Genomic DNA, 15,075 nt, shown 5'->3' on the forward strand with positions numbered 1-15,075 from the left:
AAATCCTAGTTTCGGAGAAATCTGCGTTTGCGATGGAAAAAGACCATCTTGGGTAGGCTAGTCTTGCAGGTAGATATCCTGCTGGCGGCCATGCAACAAATTCCGGTGCATCTGCTGGTGCACTTAGGATTTCCTAGTACCCATAGAGCATTATACTGACTGGTATTTCCTATGCCAATTTCTTTAAGTCTTGGCCATAATAACCATCTTCTATGACCTACGGGATAGTTTTCACTACACTGGTCACGCATATACGAATCTATAGAGGCCGAATTTTTTGTTGATGTTAATAATGAATTAGCTGCGGCTTCTTTTCCGTCATTTGTAAAGCATTTCCATGTGTCGGGAGGAAAATGGTTCAAGGTCCCATTTGCATGTATCATAAGTGCTGCCTGTTGTGATTTAACGCTTTTTGTAGCTTCTTCTTCAATGGTATTGTTTAAGCCTACCGCTTTGCGGAAATACTGCAATCTCATTAGAATTTTATTTCTAATGGGTTCGGGAACGGTATATAGGTTCACAGGTCTGTTCATTACCAGACCAAGCTACATCAGAGTTTGTGTTACTAGACGCTAGATAATAATCTTCATATAGTTGTTTGGCTGCATCTCTTGCACCAAAATCTAGATTGGTAGTTAACTCTTCCTCTTCTTCCTGAAGGGATGAGCTACTCTCTTTACTGCATGATAAGAATAAGGCAAAACAGCACACTGCGGGTGCTACGTAGTTTATAAAGCGCATTGAAAAAGGATTTGGGTATCTTTTTACTAACGCCTGAATTTTCAGAAAGGTATTTTTTTTCGATGAAGTGCCGGTAGCACTAAAGCGGCATGTTATTATGAAATGCAGTAAATACCAAAACTAAACATTGAAATTTGTGTGCTAATCGTGAATATCATGAAGACTAAAAATGTCATGCATAAAAAAAAGTACCTCATCATAGTTAACTTTACTATGATGAGGTACTTGTTAGTTATTACTCAAAAGAAATTGATTATTCTCCTTCTGGCGCATCTATTGTTGCTGGAGCAACAGAATCATCATGCTCATTATAATACTGCTCTAATAAGTTCATTATTGCTGTTGTCAAATCTTTGGTCTCTAATAATAATGAGAAATACAAGGTGGTATTTTTAGGGCTTGATTCTTCAGTACGGGTTCTGGCTACTTGCGTCTGTATTTTTTCTTGAACCATATCAAATAACTCCTGTTTTTTACTTAAAACAAGACCAATTTGCTCAAATGATCTTTCGTCAAAAGCTGTTTGCGTAAGATTCAGAACTTCATCTAATTTTTGATCTATTTGCTTAAGCTCTTTTATTTGATTGTACTTTAATTTCTTATGATTGTTGTTTACGTGCTTGTGGCTAACCTTACCAATATATTCTAATGACTGGGCAATGTCTGTCAAATGCCCTAGAATTGTAATGTAGAAATTACTTGCACCTACACTGTTTTCATCAAGATTTTTTATGAAATAGAAAATATTATCTCGTAAATCATCAATTTCATCAGAAAGCTTTGCGCCTTGTTTTTTGTTCTTTTTCAATAGACTTGAATCTTGAACTGCAAGACCATTAATTGAATTGGTATATATCTTGTTAGTTCTTTTAAGAACATTAGCAATGTTGCTAGCACTTTCTTCAATAACACCTTGAATAGAACTGCTTTCAGCTTTATTTAAAGTGTCTTCGGCTTTGGTCTCTTTGGCTTTCTTTTTGTGCGAGATATAGTTTCTTGACAAAAGTAAAACTGCAACAAATAATAGAATTGCAATGGCAGCACCCTGACCAAAACTAATTATCGCTAAAATAGTACCTGCTGCTATAAAGGCAATAATTGCAGTACCAAACCAGCCACCAATAACATTTAGTACACCAGCAACTCTGTATACAGCACTTTCTGCTCCCCAAGCTCTATCTGCCAAAGAAGTACCCATTGCCACCATAAAAGTTACATATGTCGTAGATAAAGGAAGTTTGTATGAAGTTGCAATCGATATTAAAATACCAGCAACCATTAAGTTTACCGCAGCTCGCACCATATCAAAAGCAGGAAGCTCATGTACTTTGTTTTTTGTTAGAGCAATAGTCGGTTTTTCAAATTGCTTTTCAATACCGTTTTGCACTGATTTAGGAATCAAAGCCATAGTTACCTCCGAAACAGCAATTGCAGACCTCACTAAACCACGAGAAAGAAAGTTAGGTTGAAACCGTTCTTTAGTAGCCTCTTGACTTGAAAGATCAAGTGATGTTTTTACTACTGCTTTTGCTTTGCTAGAAAACCATAAGGTCACAACCATAACAATACCGGCAATAAACAAAAGTAGTGTAGGTGTAGGTACTTTTGCAGCCAAAATACCCATGCTGAATTCTGTAGCAGGAATACCTGATGCTATCCAAGCTTCATAAGATTGCCATGCGGCAATTGGTACACCAACGAAATTCACTAAATCGTTACCCGCAAAGGCTAGAGCCAAGGCAAAGGTTCCCATACCAATAATCAACTTATAAATATTAACTTTTGCAAAGGTCATTAGGATATAAGAAAGAATGGACCAAATCACAAAATTTGCTGCTGCAATACCAACCCATTGTGTTTCAAGAAAATCTTTAATGGTACCATTGCCAATAAGCTCAAAATTTTCGCCAGCGAATGCGGTTCCTTTAATACCTTTCATTAAAATAAAATAAGTAATAGCAGAAAGCGCTACACCTCCAAAAAGGGCTCCAACCCAATTTGCTTTTCTTTCAAAATGATATGATAACAGCAATCTGGAGACCCATTGGACTAATGCACCTATGGAAAATGCCACGACGACCGACAGGAGAATACCAAATATTATTTCAGTAGCTTTTGATGTATTGATGTAATTAACAACGTCGCTAAAATTTCCATTATCAGCACCAATTTTTATTAAGGCCATTGCTACTGCAGCTCCCAAAAGTTCAAAAACTATGGAAACGGTAGTTGACGTAGGCATACCTAGGGTGTTAAAGAAATCTAGCAGAAGTATATCGGTAATCATTACCGCCATAAAAATGAACATGATTTCGTTAAAGTAAAACTCACCTGGGTTAAAAATACCCTTTCGAGCAACCTCCATCATACCACTAGAAAAAATAGCTCCAAAACCAATACCTAAACTTGCCACAATCATAATGGTTCGAAAAGAAATTGCTTTAGAACCTATGGCTGAGTTCAAGAAGTTTACTGCATCATTACTGACGCCGACAACCAAATCCGCAATTGCCAAAACAGCAAGAGCGATTATCATTATAAAGTAAATGTTATCCATAATTTATGATATAAATAAGTTTGCAAATATCTATTGTAATTAGAGCTATAATGTTATCTAAAGGTTATGTTTTATTTAGAAATGAATGTCCATTTGTAGGCGTGCCATTAGTCTGTTCACTCCTCCATCCAAGTTAAGATAACTCAAATCTGATTGAACCTTTAACTTATGACCGGCTAAATATTTTGAAACACCTAGGGTGTATTGAGTTTCAAGGCTTTTTCCTGTTATATCTTTATCTAAATCAATGGTGGTGAACCGTCCTGAAACCTCCCAGTTGGTAGAAAACAAATACCCTGTTTGAAGGTTTAATCCATTCCCTACTTGTACTTCGTCACCAGTTACTGATCCATCAGAGTTTTTGGCAATTGGATCAGCTGCGGTTCTGTTGGCATATTCGGCCATAAAAGAGAATCCGTTATATTTAAACATGGCATCAACATAAACTGTTTTAATGTCAGTTTCGTGAAATCCAATGTCATTAACCATGTATGAACCTTGGTTACTTCTGTTTTTAACCGCGTTGTTATTAAAGTCAAATGTAGCTGCTAACATTAATTTTGGTGTTTCTACTCTTTTTAGGTCAGCTCCGATGTACGCAGAAAAATCTCCAAATGGGAAAAGCTCTAAGCGAGCGGTATGTTGTAGACTACCAAGATTTCCTGTTGTAATGTTTCTGCCTTCTCCTTGAGAAATGGCTAATTTTTCTTTAATTAGAAACTGGTTAGTTAAGTTGAATTTATGTCTTAGTTGAACACCTTGGTCCCTATCTATGGTAAATCTGCTATTCAGGAGAGAGCGATCCACTTGTTGCAGATTTCCAGAAGAAATTACCCGCTCAATGTTTCCAGGTAATTTGGTTTGACCCATCCAAAACTCAAAGTTTTTATAAAAATTCCATATAATAACACCATCTAGAATGTATCTAGGGGCATTACTTGTAAATTCAGAAGCTCCTGAAAGATCACGGTTTGAGAGCCCGAATTCAAACTTGTACTTCAATTTTGGAGAAAACGCAAAGCCGTCAAATTTTAAACGGGCGCGTCTAATAGAAAAATTTTGGCGAGGGTCTACAAGTCCTCCGTCTTCACCTTCACCCCATGATGCAATTGTTAGAAATTGCATACGAGTGCCAATTTTCATGCTCCAAGTACTATCTTTTCCTATTAGGTTAAAAAGTCCTTTTCCAAAGGCTGGTGCGTTTGTTTCTTGAGCATAGGAGATACACGAAAAACTTAAAAGTAGCCCGAGGGCTAAACATTTTAATTTCATTTAGGCATTAGTTTTTGTCGGAAGTAAATAACTAACACCAATGTTAAGCTAATGTTTTGTTAACGTTATATCTAGAAGAAGAAATTGCTATTTATCAACAAGTTAAGTTGTGTGTAAAAATCTGATTTACAGATGTATATTTGGATTAGTTAGCATTAAAATAATGCTCTTAAAAACATAAGTTAAAACATAAAAAAAAGCTACCTTCTTCAAGGTAGCTTATAGGATTTCAAAAAAACTAGTCGACAAAAACTAATAAGTATTATGAAATCAAATTTGTCTTTATAGACAACCGCTAAGGTCGATCACGGATGTCATCTTATGGTAATGTAAATATTAATTTATCTTTAATTTTTGGAATAATGGTTATTTGTAACACATTGATAATTAGGGTTTAATATTTTCAATGTAAATTTAATGTTATGTAATGATGTTTTTAACGTAAATTAATGTATCTTTGATAACAGTAAATAGGTACAGAGTTATTTTAAAATCAACAACATGAAGAATTCAATCATACTTTTCGCCCTTGCATTAACCATGACAGTAGGGTATGCTCAAAAAGAAAAGGAAGTAAAATTAAATAAAGAAACCAATTTAGTAGAAGCTACTTATTATCATGATAATGGAGCGGTAAGTCAAACAGGAACTTTTGATTTAGCCGGTAAATTACATGGTCAGTGGATTAGCTTTGATGAAGCGGGAGAAAAGGTATCAAAAGGAAATTACAATAAAGGTGTTAGAACTGGAAAATGGTTTTTCTATAATGATGGCGCTGTAAAGGAAGTAGAGTTTGATAACAATGTTATTGCAAACGTTATTGAGAAGCAGAAGAAATCAGCAGTCGTTTCTAAGAACTAACAATTTTATTGAATAGAAAAAGGGAGTTTTCACATTGTGGAAACTCCCTTTTTGTTTTATGAATATTTAGGAAACAATTATCGTTCCATACTGGAAATTGCAATTTCCGAATTTTGTAATGTGTTTTCATCTGCAAATGACATATCTGATAGGCTTACTGTTTTAGCCTTTAAACCTTGTGTAACTTCTATAGTATTAGACGCTACAACCTCTACTGGAACCTCATAGGATTCATAACCTAAAAAAGTAACCTTAAGTATGTAGTTACCTTGGTTCAACGTTTGATATTTCAAAGTTGCCACGAAAGTTGGTCTGTGTCTTAAATTTTGTATCCTTTATTTGAACATCTGCAAAAAGCAAAGGTTCATTGTTCATCTCCATGTCAAAAATAGTACCTCTAATAGCTCCTTGTTCTTGAGCAAAAAGATTTAATGTACATATAAAAGCAAGAAAGAATAATGTCTTTTTCATTGTTTATTATTTAATGCAAAGAAAAAGCTAGTGTGTTAAATTATAGTTATCTGAAGTTTAAGTATGGATTTTCTTAAGGTTAAATAACGGTGCGTTCTTTTAGTTTGAAAAGTAGATTGAAATTGAAAAAATGTACCTTGCAGGTCTTAAAAAACTCTTATGAACTGGGAAAATTTATTGTCTCTTAAGCGCCAAGGCGATACGCACAAAAGATTACGAAAGGAACAAGACGAAACGAGGTTAGGTTTTGAAGTAGATTATGATCGTATCATTTTTTCCAGTGCTTTTAGAAGTTTACAAGATAAGACCAGGTTATACCGCTGTCAAAAACAGATTTTGTTCATACTCGTTTAACCCATAGTTTGGAAGTTTCCGTAGTAGGAAGGAGTCTTGGGCGCATAGCAGGGAAGAAAATTCTTGAGAAACACCCTTTTTTAAGTGAAATATATGGTTACAGATTTAATGATTTTGGAGCTATTGTTGCCGCAGCAGCTTTAGCGCATGACATAGGTAACCCGCCTTTTGGTCATAGTGGAGAAAAGGCTATTGGCGAATACTTCATTACCGGGAATGGTAAAAAATACCAGTCTGTTTTGACTGGAAAGGAATTTCAGGATATTGTAGATTTTGAAGGGAACGCAAATGGTTTTCGATTATTAACTCAATCACGAGAAGGCGTTACGGGAGGCTTACGTTTAAGCTACGCTACATTAGGTGCTTTTATGAAATACCCAAAAGAGTCCCTACCTAAAAAAGCAACAAAACATATAGCTGATAAGAAATTTGGTTTTTTTCAGCCAGATAAAGAAGCTTTTAAAAATGTAGCGGCAGATTTGGGTCTTTTGCAGACCAGAGATGGAGAAGATATTTCTTTTGCAAGACATCCTCTAACATTTCTAGTAGAGGCTGCAGATGATATTTGTTATACAATAATAGATTTTGAAGATGGTATTAACCTTGGTCTTATCTCTGAGGATTACGCTCTGGAATACCTTATAAAATTAGTGAAGGACAGCATAAATACCAAAAAGTATAATTCTTTAAAATATAAGGAAGATAGGCTTAGTTATCTACGAGCTCTTGCCATTAATACCTTGATAAGCGATGCAATTTCGGTCTTTATTGAGAATGAAGATAAAATACTGAATGGTACTTTTCAAACTAGCTTGCTGGATCAAAGTGCTTTTAAAGCTCAGATTGAAGATATCATTTCTATAAGTGTTGAAAAGATATACCGCTCTCAAGAAGTTATCGAAAAAGAGATTGCAGGCTATAAAATAATTTCGGATATATTGGATGTGTATACTAATGCTCTCATCCGAAAAAAAGAAAATAGAGCTTCTAATTATGATGCTTTAATGCTAAAAACACTTCCTGAGTTTTATAGAGATACGGATGACTCTATATATCAGATATTATTAAATACCTGTTGCTATGTAGCAAGTCTTTCAGATAGCGCTGCAGTGCATATTCATAATAAAATCATGGGTAAACAGCTTTAAAAGGCGTAGGATACACCAACACCAAGCAACTGCTTAAACTGTATGCGTGGCCTGCCAGCGTCTAGCACAATACCATTAGCATCTGTTTGTTCGTCAAATAGAATGTCATCATCATAAATAATATGAGTGCCAATAGTGGTAACAACGTATTTGTTAACTTTTAAATCAAAATTAAGCTCCCAGTCAACATCAATGTTTCCAAACTTTTGAAGGTAATCTGTGTAAAGGCTCAAACGATGCTTAAGGAGCATATTTTTGTAAACCTCTTTCTCATACTGATTCGTCACTAAAAAGCCAAATTCTAGAAAAATTTGTTCCCCTTTTTCGAGCACATTTCCATCCGCATCCAAAACGGCTTTTTTAACACCAAAAGAACCTTTATTGGCTAACTCTTCATCTAGAACAAAGGTTGCTTTTTGAGTAATGGGTGAAATATATAGATTGAATTTTTGGTCTTTGGTAATATAAGATGTTCCAGCACCCAAAAATGAATACTATGGAGCCATGAAACGTGAAATAGGCGATGACCTATCGGGATATTTATAACCGTTGGAAAACTGAGTATTGAAGTTGGCTTTAGCCGAATAATACCAGTTGCTAATAGTGTCTCGTTGAAGACCAAAAGTGGAACTAAAACGGATGGCATCATCTGTTTTTCTTAATTTCTGCTCTTCCTGTACATTAAGGCCGTAGCGCATCTCCATATAGTTATCCCACTGTATATAGCGAAACTTGTAATTTCTTTCAAATCGCGCGTTCCCTAGGGCCGATATGGAGTTGTTACCACCGGCATTCCAATTTACGAAAGCTACTTCACTAAAATTTGCGCCCAGTTTATTTACCGTTGTCCAAAAGGATGGAATCTTAAATCGGTTAGGTTTCTCGTCAAGAGCATTGGTACGATTAAATGAAATAACAGGATTCATTAAATCTACACTACGTGGAACAAATTTTATTTTTTCTTGTGTTTTTCTAATTACGACCGTGTCTACTATGGTAGTATCTACCACCATGGTGTCAATTTCCATTTCTCTCTATGGCGGTAATGAATCTTGGTTTTGTCCAAAAACAGAAGATAGGCAGAAGCTAAAAAATAGAATAAATAGACATGATGTTAATGGGGAATTATTCATTTAATAGCATTTTTATATGTTTTGTTATACTTAAAGGGTCAATTTTTGCTTGTTCGTGTAATTGCTCTACGGTACCATGTTCCAAGAAAATGTCATCTATACCTAAAATATGTATTTTTTGAGTATGTCCTAGTTCATTGGCTAATTCTAGGATTGCAGACCCAAAACCACCCATTTTACAGCCATCTTCAAGAGTAATTATGTGTTTATAATGCTTAAATATATCTATAAGTAGATTTTTATCCAACGGTTTTACAAACTGCATATCATAATGGCCAATTTTCTCTTTTTCTGCAATTTCTTTTATAACAGTAGAAATGGTATTCCCAATATGGCCAATGGTCAATATAGCAATTTCAGAACCTTTTTTCAATTCTCTAGCTTTTCCAATTTCAATTTTTTCAAAAGGAGTCTGCCATTTTTCTTGAACGCCCCTACCACGCGGATACCTTATGGCTATAGGATGATTTAAGCCCAACTGCGCAGTATACATCATGTTACGAAGTTCCGTTTCGTTCATAGGTGCAAAAATATACAAGTTGGGTACACACCTCAAATAAGCAATATCATAAACACCATGATGGGTTGCGCCATCTTGACCAACAATACCAGCTCTGTCTAAACAAAAAATAACTGGTAAGTTTTGGATAGCCACATCATGTATAACTTGGTCATATGCACGTTGTAGAAAGGTGGAGTAAATAGTGCAGAATGGTACCAGACCTTCAGTAGCCATACCTGCAGCTAAGGTTACGGCATGCTGTTCCGCAATGCCAACATCAAAAGCCCTACCGGGTATTTGCTCCATCATGTATTTTAAAGAGCTTCCAGTGGGCATAGCTGGTGTGATGCCAACAATATTTTTGTTTTTTTGAGCCAGTTCTACCAACGTATGCCCAAATACATCTTGGTATTTTTGAGGTTCGTTAGCTACAACCGGTTTCTTTTGAAGTTCACCCGTATGTTTATCAAATTTACCTTGGCGCGTGGTATGTCACTTGGTTTTCTTCGGCCTTTTTCAAGCCTTTCCCCTTGGTAGTAATAACATGTAGTAATTTTGGTCCGGCTACCAGCTTTAAATGGTCTAGTTCATTTACAAGTGCATTAAGATCATGCCCATCTATAGGACCGGTATAATGAAAATTGAGGCACTCAAATATGTTCTCATCTTTTGCGATACCTTTTTTTACATTGGTCAAGTATTTTTTTAAAGCTCCTACACTTGGATCTATACCAATGGCATTGTCGTTTAGGATGACCAATACATTAGAATTGGTAGAACCAAGATGATTTAAAGCTTCAAAAGCCATACCGCTGGCTATAGAGGCATCACCAATTACGGCAATGTGTTGCCGGTTGTTTTTACCGTTTAATTGAGCGGCCATAGCCATACCTAAAATTGCAGAAATAGAAGTAGAACTATGTCCCGTTCCAAAAGCGTCGTAACTGCTTTCACTTCGTTTTGGAAATCCACTGATACCTCCTAATTGGCGATTAGTATCAAAAATTTCTTTTCTCCCCGTTAATATTTTATGTCCGTAAGCTTGATGGCCAACATCCCATATAAGTTTATCATCGGGCGTATTAAATACATAATGTAAGGCAATGGTGAGTTCAACAACTCCAAGGCTAGCGCCTAAGTGCCCCTCTTTGGTCGCAACAATATCAATTATAAATTCCCTTAATTCTTTCGCAAGTTGCGAAAGTTGGTCCACTGAAAGCTTGCGTAAATCTTCTGGGTAAGTAATATAATTTAAAAGTGATTCCAAATTAGAGGTGTAAGTTGCAAAAATACGTGTTTAGCAGTGCTGAGACAATTTTTTTTAGCTCAGCCTATGGGTTTGAGGGAAGCTAATTATAGTGGGTTTTTAAGTTGCTGATTCTTAATGATCACAAGTTATGCGGATCTTTCGAAAAGTATGGCATAAATTTGTGTTAAACCCTTGTTATGATACAGCCTTTTGATGACACCTATTACATGAAAAAAGCACTTCAAGAAGCAGAAGCTGCTTATGAAAAGCAAGAGGTGCCGATTGGAGCTATTATAGTCATACAAGACCGGATTATTGCTCGTGCCCACAACCTTACGGAACAATTAAATGATGTTACGGCCCATGCAGAGATGCAAGCTATTACAGCTGCAGCTAATTTTTTGGGAGGTAAATATTTACAGAACTGTACACTTTATGTAACTCTAGAACCTTGCCAGATGTGCGCTGGCGCGTTGTATTGGAGTCAGATATCAAAAATAGTCTATGCGGCAAAAGACCCGCAAAGAGGTTGCGAGGTTATGGGAACAAAATTACACCCGAAAACGGAAATAGTAGGTGGTCTTCTAGAAACCGAAGCAAGTGATTTGTTAAAGCGATTTTTTGCAGAAAGAAGAAACCGGAACTAAAACTAACCTAACCTAACACGGTTAATACTTGAGCTAGTACCGATAAAATGTTATTGATTATCAGTCTTTTTTGGTTCTTCTCCTCTCATTTTTCTAACGTTTTCATCAGTCAGCATATAGTCTTTCATTTTCTTTCCTTTACTATAGGTGAAAAGAAATAAAGGCATTGCAACAAGGAAAAGCCCTAATGTGCCAGAACCTATAAATTTGTGACTTAGAGGTAGATTTTCTTCCTGAATATTAAAGCCGTAGATAATTGAAGCAAAACAGACTAGGGTTATTATGGATACGAGATATTTCATAGTTCTTGTAAAATTACAAAACCTTTTACACCTTTATCTTGTAAAATTAATGAGTTCTCTGCGGTATGCTGTTAAAAGCTTAGACTTTGAGACAAAACCTATGTATTTTCCATTTTTAATAACAGGGAGATTGAGCGCCGCTGCTTTGGAATTTATCCATTACTTTTTGCATGCTGTCCTTCCCATAAAAAATATGTTCTGGAGCATTGTGCATAAAGGTCTCTACTTTGGTAGTTTCGTATAACGAAGTGTCAAACATAAACTCTCTAATATCATCTAACAAAATAATACCTACTAGAGAGCGATTTTTATCTATTACAGGGAAAATATTTCTACCGGATTTTGCTACGGATTTATGCAGCATTTCCCCTAAGGTCATATCGGGATAAACTGTTTTAAAGTCTTTTTCTATAACATCGTCTAATTGCATCAATGTTAATACCGATTGGTCTTTATTATGGGTTAGCAAATCACCACTTTTAGCCAACTCTCGAGTATATATAGTATAGTCAATAGCATTTTTAGTTATTAAATAGGAAATAGAGGAAGTTATCATTAAGGGAACAAAAAGTTCATAACCTCCTGTAATTTCGGCAATTAAAAATATAGCCGTTAAGGGAGCATGAAGAACTCCCGCAATAAGTCCTGCCATTCCTATTAATGTGAAATTACTTTCAGAAACAGAAAAACCTAAACCAGAATGGTTAACAATTTTTGCCATTACGTTGCCTAGAGCGCTACCCATAACCATAGTGGGAATGAATATTCCTCCGGCACCACCAGCTGCTAATGTGGTGGTCATAGCTACCGCTTTAAAAATTGTGATACCAAATAGTAATGCAATAACTACCCAAATATTTTGGGTGTATTCATCAAAAGGAGTTTTGCCCAAAGCTTTAATATGATCACCATGTAACAGGTCATTAATAAAGCTAAATCCCTCCCCATATAATGGAGGAATAAAATAAAGCATTATACCTATTGCCAAACCACCAACTAAAAGTTTGTATTTGGGGGTTTTTAGCTTAGCAAATAGTTTTTGTATACGAAAGTACATCCGTGTAAAATAGATGGAAGCGAAAGCTGTTCCTACACCTAAAATGATATAAAAGAAGGTATCTTTTACTTCAAAGCTCTGCGTTAACGTAAAATTAAAAAGAACCTCATTGCCCAAAAAGAAATAAGAGGTGAGAACACCAGAAATAGAAGCTAATAATAGGGGAAGCATGGAGAGCATGGTAAAGTCCAAACTAAAAACTTCTACCGCAAAAATTATGGCGGCAATAGGTGATTGAAATATAGAAGCTATTGCTCCGGCCGATGCGCAAGCAATTAATAACGAACGGGTTTTGGCATTAATATGGAAAAAACGCCCAATATTAGAACTTATGGCGGCTCCAGAAGCAACTGCAGGCCCTAACAAACCTGTAGACCCTCCAAAACCAATTGTTAAGGGAGCTGCAATTAATTGAGTGTAAATATGATTAGGTTTAATTACTCCCTTTTTTTTAGAGAGCGAAAATAGAATAGAAGATACCGCATGTTGAAGCGGTTCTTTATGAATATATTTTACATAGAGATAAACAAGGGTAAGACCTATAATCGGCAGGATAAAATAAAGACCATTGTTTGAGATAAAGATTCCCTTTTCAAGAGAAATTTCAATGAAGTATACAATGTTCTTAAGTGTAACTGATGCTAGACCTGCTAAAAGCCCAACCAGAACGCTCATGAGATGAGTGAAGGTCTTATTGGAGATATTCTTGTATCGCCACCTTAAGAATCGGGTAGATAGTCTTTGTAATTTAGTGGGCATCAGAAAGGTTTACCTCCTAAAAGTATTAAAAAAATCCCGCGTTTAAGCGGGATTTGATTTCTATGCTTTAATATCAATTTTCAAGTTTAGTTCATTAAGCTGTTCTTGGTCAATAGCTGCAGGAGCATCAATCATAACATCTCGTCCGCTGTTGTTCTTTGGAAAAGCAATGAAATCTCTAATAGTTTCTTGGCCACCAAGAATAGATACCAATCGGTCTAGACCAAATGCAATACCACCATGTGGTGGAGCTCCGTACTGAAAAGCATCCATTAGAAAACCAAATTGCGCTTCTGCTTCTTCAGGAGTGAAACCTAAGTGTTTGAACATTGTGCTCTGTACATCTCTATCGTGAATACGAATAGAACCGCCACCTATTTCATTACCGTTTAACACTAAATCATATGCATTAGCACGTACTGCGCCTGGATCAGTTTCTAGTAATTCTAACTGACCAAGGTTTTGGTGACGTAAATGGGTGGTGCATGGCATGATAGTTTCCAGTTTCTTCATCAAGTTCCAATAATGGAAAATCAATGACCCATAATGGAGCGAACTCATCGGCGTTTCTTAGGCCTAATCTTTCGGCAAGTTCCATTCTAAGCGCACTTAATTGCGCTCTGGTCTTGTTGGCATCCCCAGAAAGAACACAAATAAGGTCTCCTGGTTTTGCTTGTGTAGCTTCGGCCCACTTAGCCAAATCTTCTTGGTCGTAAAATTTATCTACGGTAGATTTAAAACTTCCGTCTTCATTATATTTTGCGTAAACCATTCCCATGGCACCAACTTGCGGGCGTTTTACCCAATTCACCAAGGCATCTAATTCTTTACGAGTATAGCTTGCAGCACCAGGTACAGCAATACCAACTACCAGTTCTGCAGAGTTGAATACGCCAAACTCTTTATGTTGTGCTACAGTGTTCAATTCTCCAAACTCCATTCCAAAGCGGATGTCTGGTTTGTCGTTACCATAAATGCGCATGGCATCATCATAAGTAATTCTTGGAAAGGCAGATATTTCTACTCCTTTAATTTCTTTTAGTAAATGCTTAGTAAGGCCTTCAAAAGCATCAAGAATATCTTCTTGCTCAACAAAAGCCATTTCACAGTCAATTTGCGTAAACTCCGGTTGTCTATCTGCTCTAAGGTCTTCATCACGAAAGCACTTTACAATCTGGAAATACTTATCCATACCACCTACCATAAGCAACTGCTTAAAAGTTTGAGGTGATTGAGGTAAAGCGTAGAACTGTCCTTCGTTCATACGGCTGGGTACAACAAAATCACGAGCTCCTTCTGGAGTTGATTTTATTAAATATGGTGTTTCAACCTCTATAAAATCTTGGTCACTAAGGTACTTTCGTACCTCCATAGAAACCTTACTTCTAAAAATGAGGTTGTTTTTGACAGGATTCCTGCGAATGTCTAAATAACGATATTTCATCCGAAGGTCTTCACCTCCATCGGTTTCGTTTTCTATGGTGAAAGGAGGTGTTTTTGATTCATTAAGAATTACGACCTCGTCTACCAAAACCTCTATATTTCCTGTGGGAATTTTAGGGTTTTTAGAAGACCTTTCAATAACCTCACCCGTTACTTGCACTACGAATTCGCGACCCAAAGACCTTGCTTGTTCTAATAATTTTGAAGATGTACGATCTTCATCAAAAACCAACTGCGTGATACCATAACGATCACGAAGGTCTACCCAGACCACAAAACCTTTATCACGGGTTTTCTGAACCCATCCGGATAGGGTTACCTTAGTTTCAATATGCGATTCTCGTAATTCTCCGCAAGTATGGCTTCTGTACATTATTAAATAGGTTTAAAGAACAAATGTAAGAAGTTATGCTGGTATCGTCTAAAAAATTATCTCAATCGTTTTTTTGAACCCATTTGTAATGCTACTTAGGGCTAAATGCTAAAATTTAACAGATATTTTAGACTTATCGTAATCTTTGCTAACTTGGCAGTTAAAATAACTAATTCAAAACTTTGAAAATGAAACAAACTTTACTT

11 protein-coding genes and 4 pseudogenes are annotated in these 15,075 nt (G+C 36.2%); 3 read left to right on the plus strand and 12 right to left on the minus strand.

Annotation, left to right across the window (positions count from 1 at the left end; all coding sequences use genetic code 11):
• Positions 1 to 5: 5 nt before the first annotated feature.
• The 4 genes from Q5W13_RS09510 to Q5W13_RS09525 all read right to left on the minus strand — a co-directional run bounded on the left by Q5W13_RS09510 (position 6) and on the right by Q5W13_RS09525 (position 4,570).
• Positions 6 to 476, minus strand: coding sequence for a CAP domain-containing protein (locus Q5W13_RS09510; protein WP_304446126.1), 471 nt, complete (start codon positions 474 to 476; stop codon positions 6 to 8).
• 13 nt (positions 477 to 489) lie between these two features.
• Positions 490 to 741, minus strand: coding sequence for a hypothetical protein (locus Q5W13_RS09515; protein ID WP_304446127.1), 252 nt, complete (start codon positions 739 to 741; stop codon positions 490 to 492).
• A gap of 253 nt (positions 742 to 994) precedes the next feature.
• Positions 995 to 3,298: an inorganic phosphate transporter gene (locus tag Q5W13_RS09520; RefSeq protein ID WP_155595139.1), complete on the minus strand. Its 2,304-nt coding sequence runs from the start codon at positions 3,296 to 3,298 to the stop codon at positions 995 to 997.
• Between the two features lie 75 nt (positions 3,299 to 3,373).
• On the minus strand, positions 3,374 to 4,570 hold the full coding sequence (locus Q5W13_RS09525; protein ID WP_304446128.1) for a porin: 1,197 nt from the start codon (positions 4,568 to 4,570) through the stop codon (positions 3,374 to 3,376).
• A gap of 501 nt (positions 4,571 to 5,071) precedes the next feature.
• On the opposite strand from Q5W13_RS09525, the gene Q5W13_RS09530 reads away from it, so the two are divergent.
• On the plus strand, positions 5,072 to 5,431 hold the full coding sequence (locus Q5W13_RS09530; RefSeq protein ID WP_155595137.1) for a toxin-antitoxin system YwqK family antitoxin: 360 nt from the start codon (positions 5,072 to 5,074) through the stop codon (positions 5,429 to 5,431).
• 77 nt (positions 5,432 to 5,508) lie between these two features.
• Here the strand turns inward: Q5W13_RS09530 and Q5W13_RS09535 are convergent, their stop codons facing one another.
• Together Q5W13_RS09535 and Q5W13_RS09540 are read right to left on the minus strand one after the other, a co-directional pair.
• The gene (locus tag Q5W13_RS09535; RefSeq protein WP_304446129.1) at positions 5,509 to 5,733 is read right to left on the minus strand and encodes a peptidase associated/transthyretin-like domain-containing protein; all 225 of its coding nucleotides are present in this window, start codon (positions 5,731 to 5,733) and stop codon (positions 5,509 to 5,511) included.
• Complete coding sequence (locus tag Q5W13_RS09540; protein ID WP_304446130.1) at positions 5,696 to 5,902, minus strand: carboxypeptidase-like regulatory domain-containing protein; 207 nt, start codon at positions 5,900 to 5,902, stop codon at positions 5,696 to 5,698. The genes Q5W13_RS09535 and Q5W13_RS09540 overlap by 38 nt, the downstream gene beginning before the upstream one ends.
• A 159-nt stretch (positions 5,903 to 6,061) precedes the next feature.
• Between Q5W13_RS09540 and dgt the strand changes: the two are divergent.
• Positions 6,062 to 7,404 (plus strand): annotated as a pseudogene (dgt, locus tag Q5W13_RS09545) (dGTP triphosphohydrolase).
• On the opposite strand, the gene Q5W13_RS09550 reads toward dgt, so the two are convergent.
• The 3 genes and pseudogenes from Q5W13_RS09550 to Q5W13_RS09560 all read right to left on the minus strand — a co-directional run bounded on the left by Q5W13_RS09550 (position 7,401) and on the right by Q5W13_RS09560 (position 10,306).
• A complete protein-coding gene (locus Q5W13_RS09550) occupies positions 7,401 to 7,889 on the minus strand; it encodes a hypothetical protein (RefSeq protein WP_304446131.1) in 489 nt (162 codons plus the stop codon). The pseudogene dgt and the gene Q5W13_RS09550 sit on opposite strands and share 4 nt — an antisense overlap.
• 9 nt (positions 7,890 to 7,898) lie before the next feature.
• A complete protein-coding gene (locus tag Q5W13_RS09555) occupies positions 7,899 to 8,432 on the minus strand; it encodes a DUF3078 domain-containing protein (RefSeq protein WP_304446132.1) in 534 nt (177 codons plus the stop codon).
• 97 nt (positions 8,433 to 8,529) lie between these two features.
• Positions 8,530 to 10,306, minus strand: a pseudogene (locus Q5W13_RS09560) (1-deoxy-D-xylulose-5-phosphate synthase).
• 179 nt (positions 10,307 to 10,485) lie between these two features.
• Here Q5W13_RS09560 and Q5W13_RS09565 point away from each other — a divergent pair.
• A complete protein-coding gene (locus Q5W13_RS09565; protein WP_155595133.1) occupies positions 10,486 to 10,935 on the plus strand; it encodes a nucleoside deaminase in 450 nt (149 codons plus the stop codon).
• A gap of 50 nt (positions 10,936 to 10,985) precedes the next feature.
• On the opposite strand, the gene Q5W13_RS09570 is transcribed toward Q5W13_RS09565, so the two are convergent.
• From Q5W13_RS09570 to aspS, 3 genes and pseudogenes are all read right to left on the minus strand, one after another.
• On the minus strand, positions 10,986 to 11,237 hold the full coding sequence (locus Q5W13_RS09570; protein ID WP_304446133.1) for a hypothetical protein: 252 nt from the start codon (positions 11,235 to 11,237) through the stop codon (positions 10,986 to 10,988).
• A gap of 33 nt (positions 11,238 to 11,270) precedes the next feature.
• Positions 11,271 to 13,053: pseudogene (locus tag Q5W13_RS09575) on the minus strand (chloride channel protein).
• Positions 13,054 to 13,113: 60 nt separating this feature from the next.
• Positions 13,114 to 14,869: pseudogene (gene aspS / locus Q5W13_RS09580) on the minus strand (aspartate--tRNA ligase).
• Positions 14,870 to 15,075: the final 206 nt, after the last annotated feature.

This window comes from Zobellia laminariae (assembly GCF_030553095.1).
Taxonomy (GTDB): domain Bacteria; phylum Bacteroidota; class Bacteroidia; order Flavobacteriales; family Flavobacteriaceae; genus Zobellia; species Zobellia laminariae.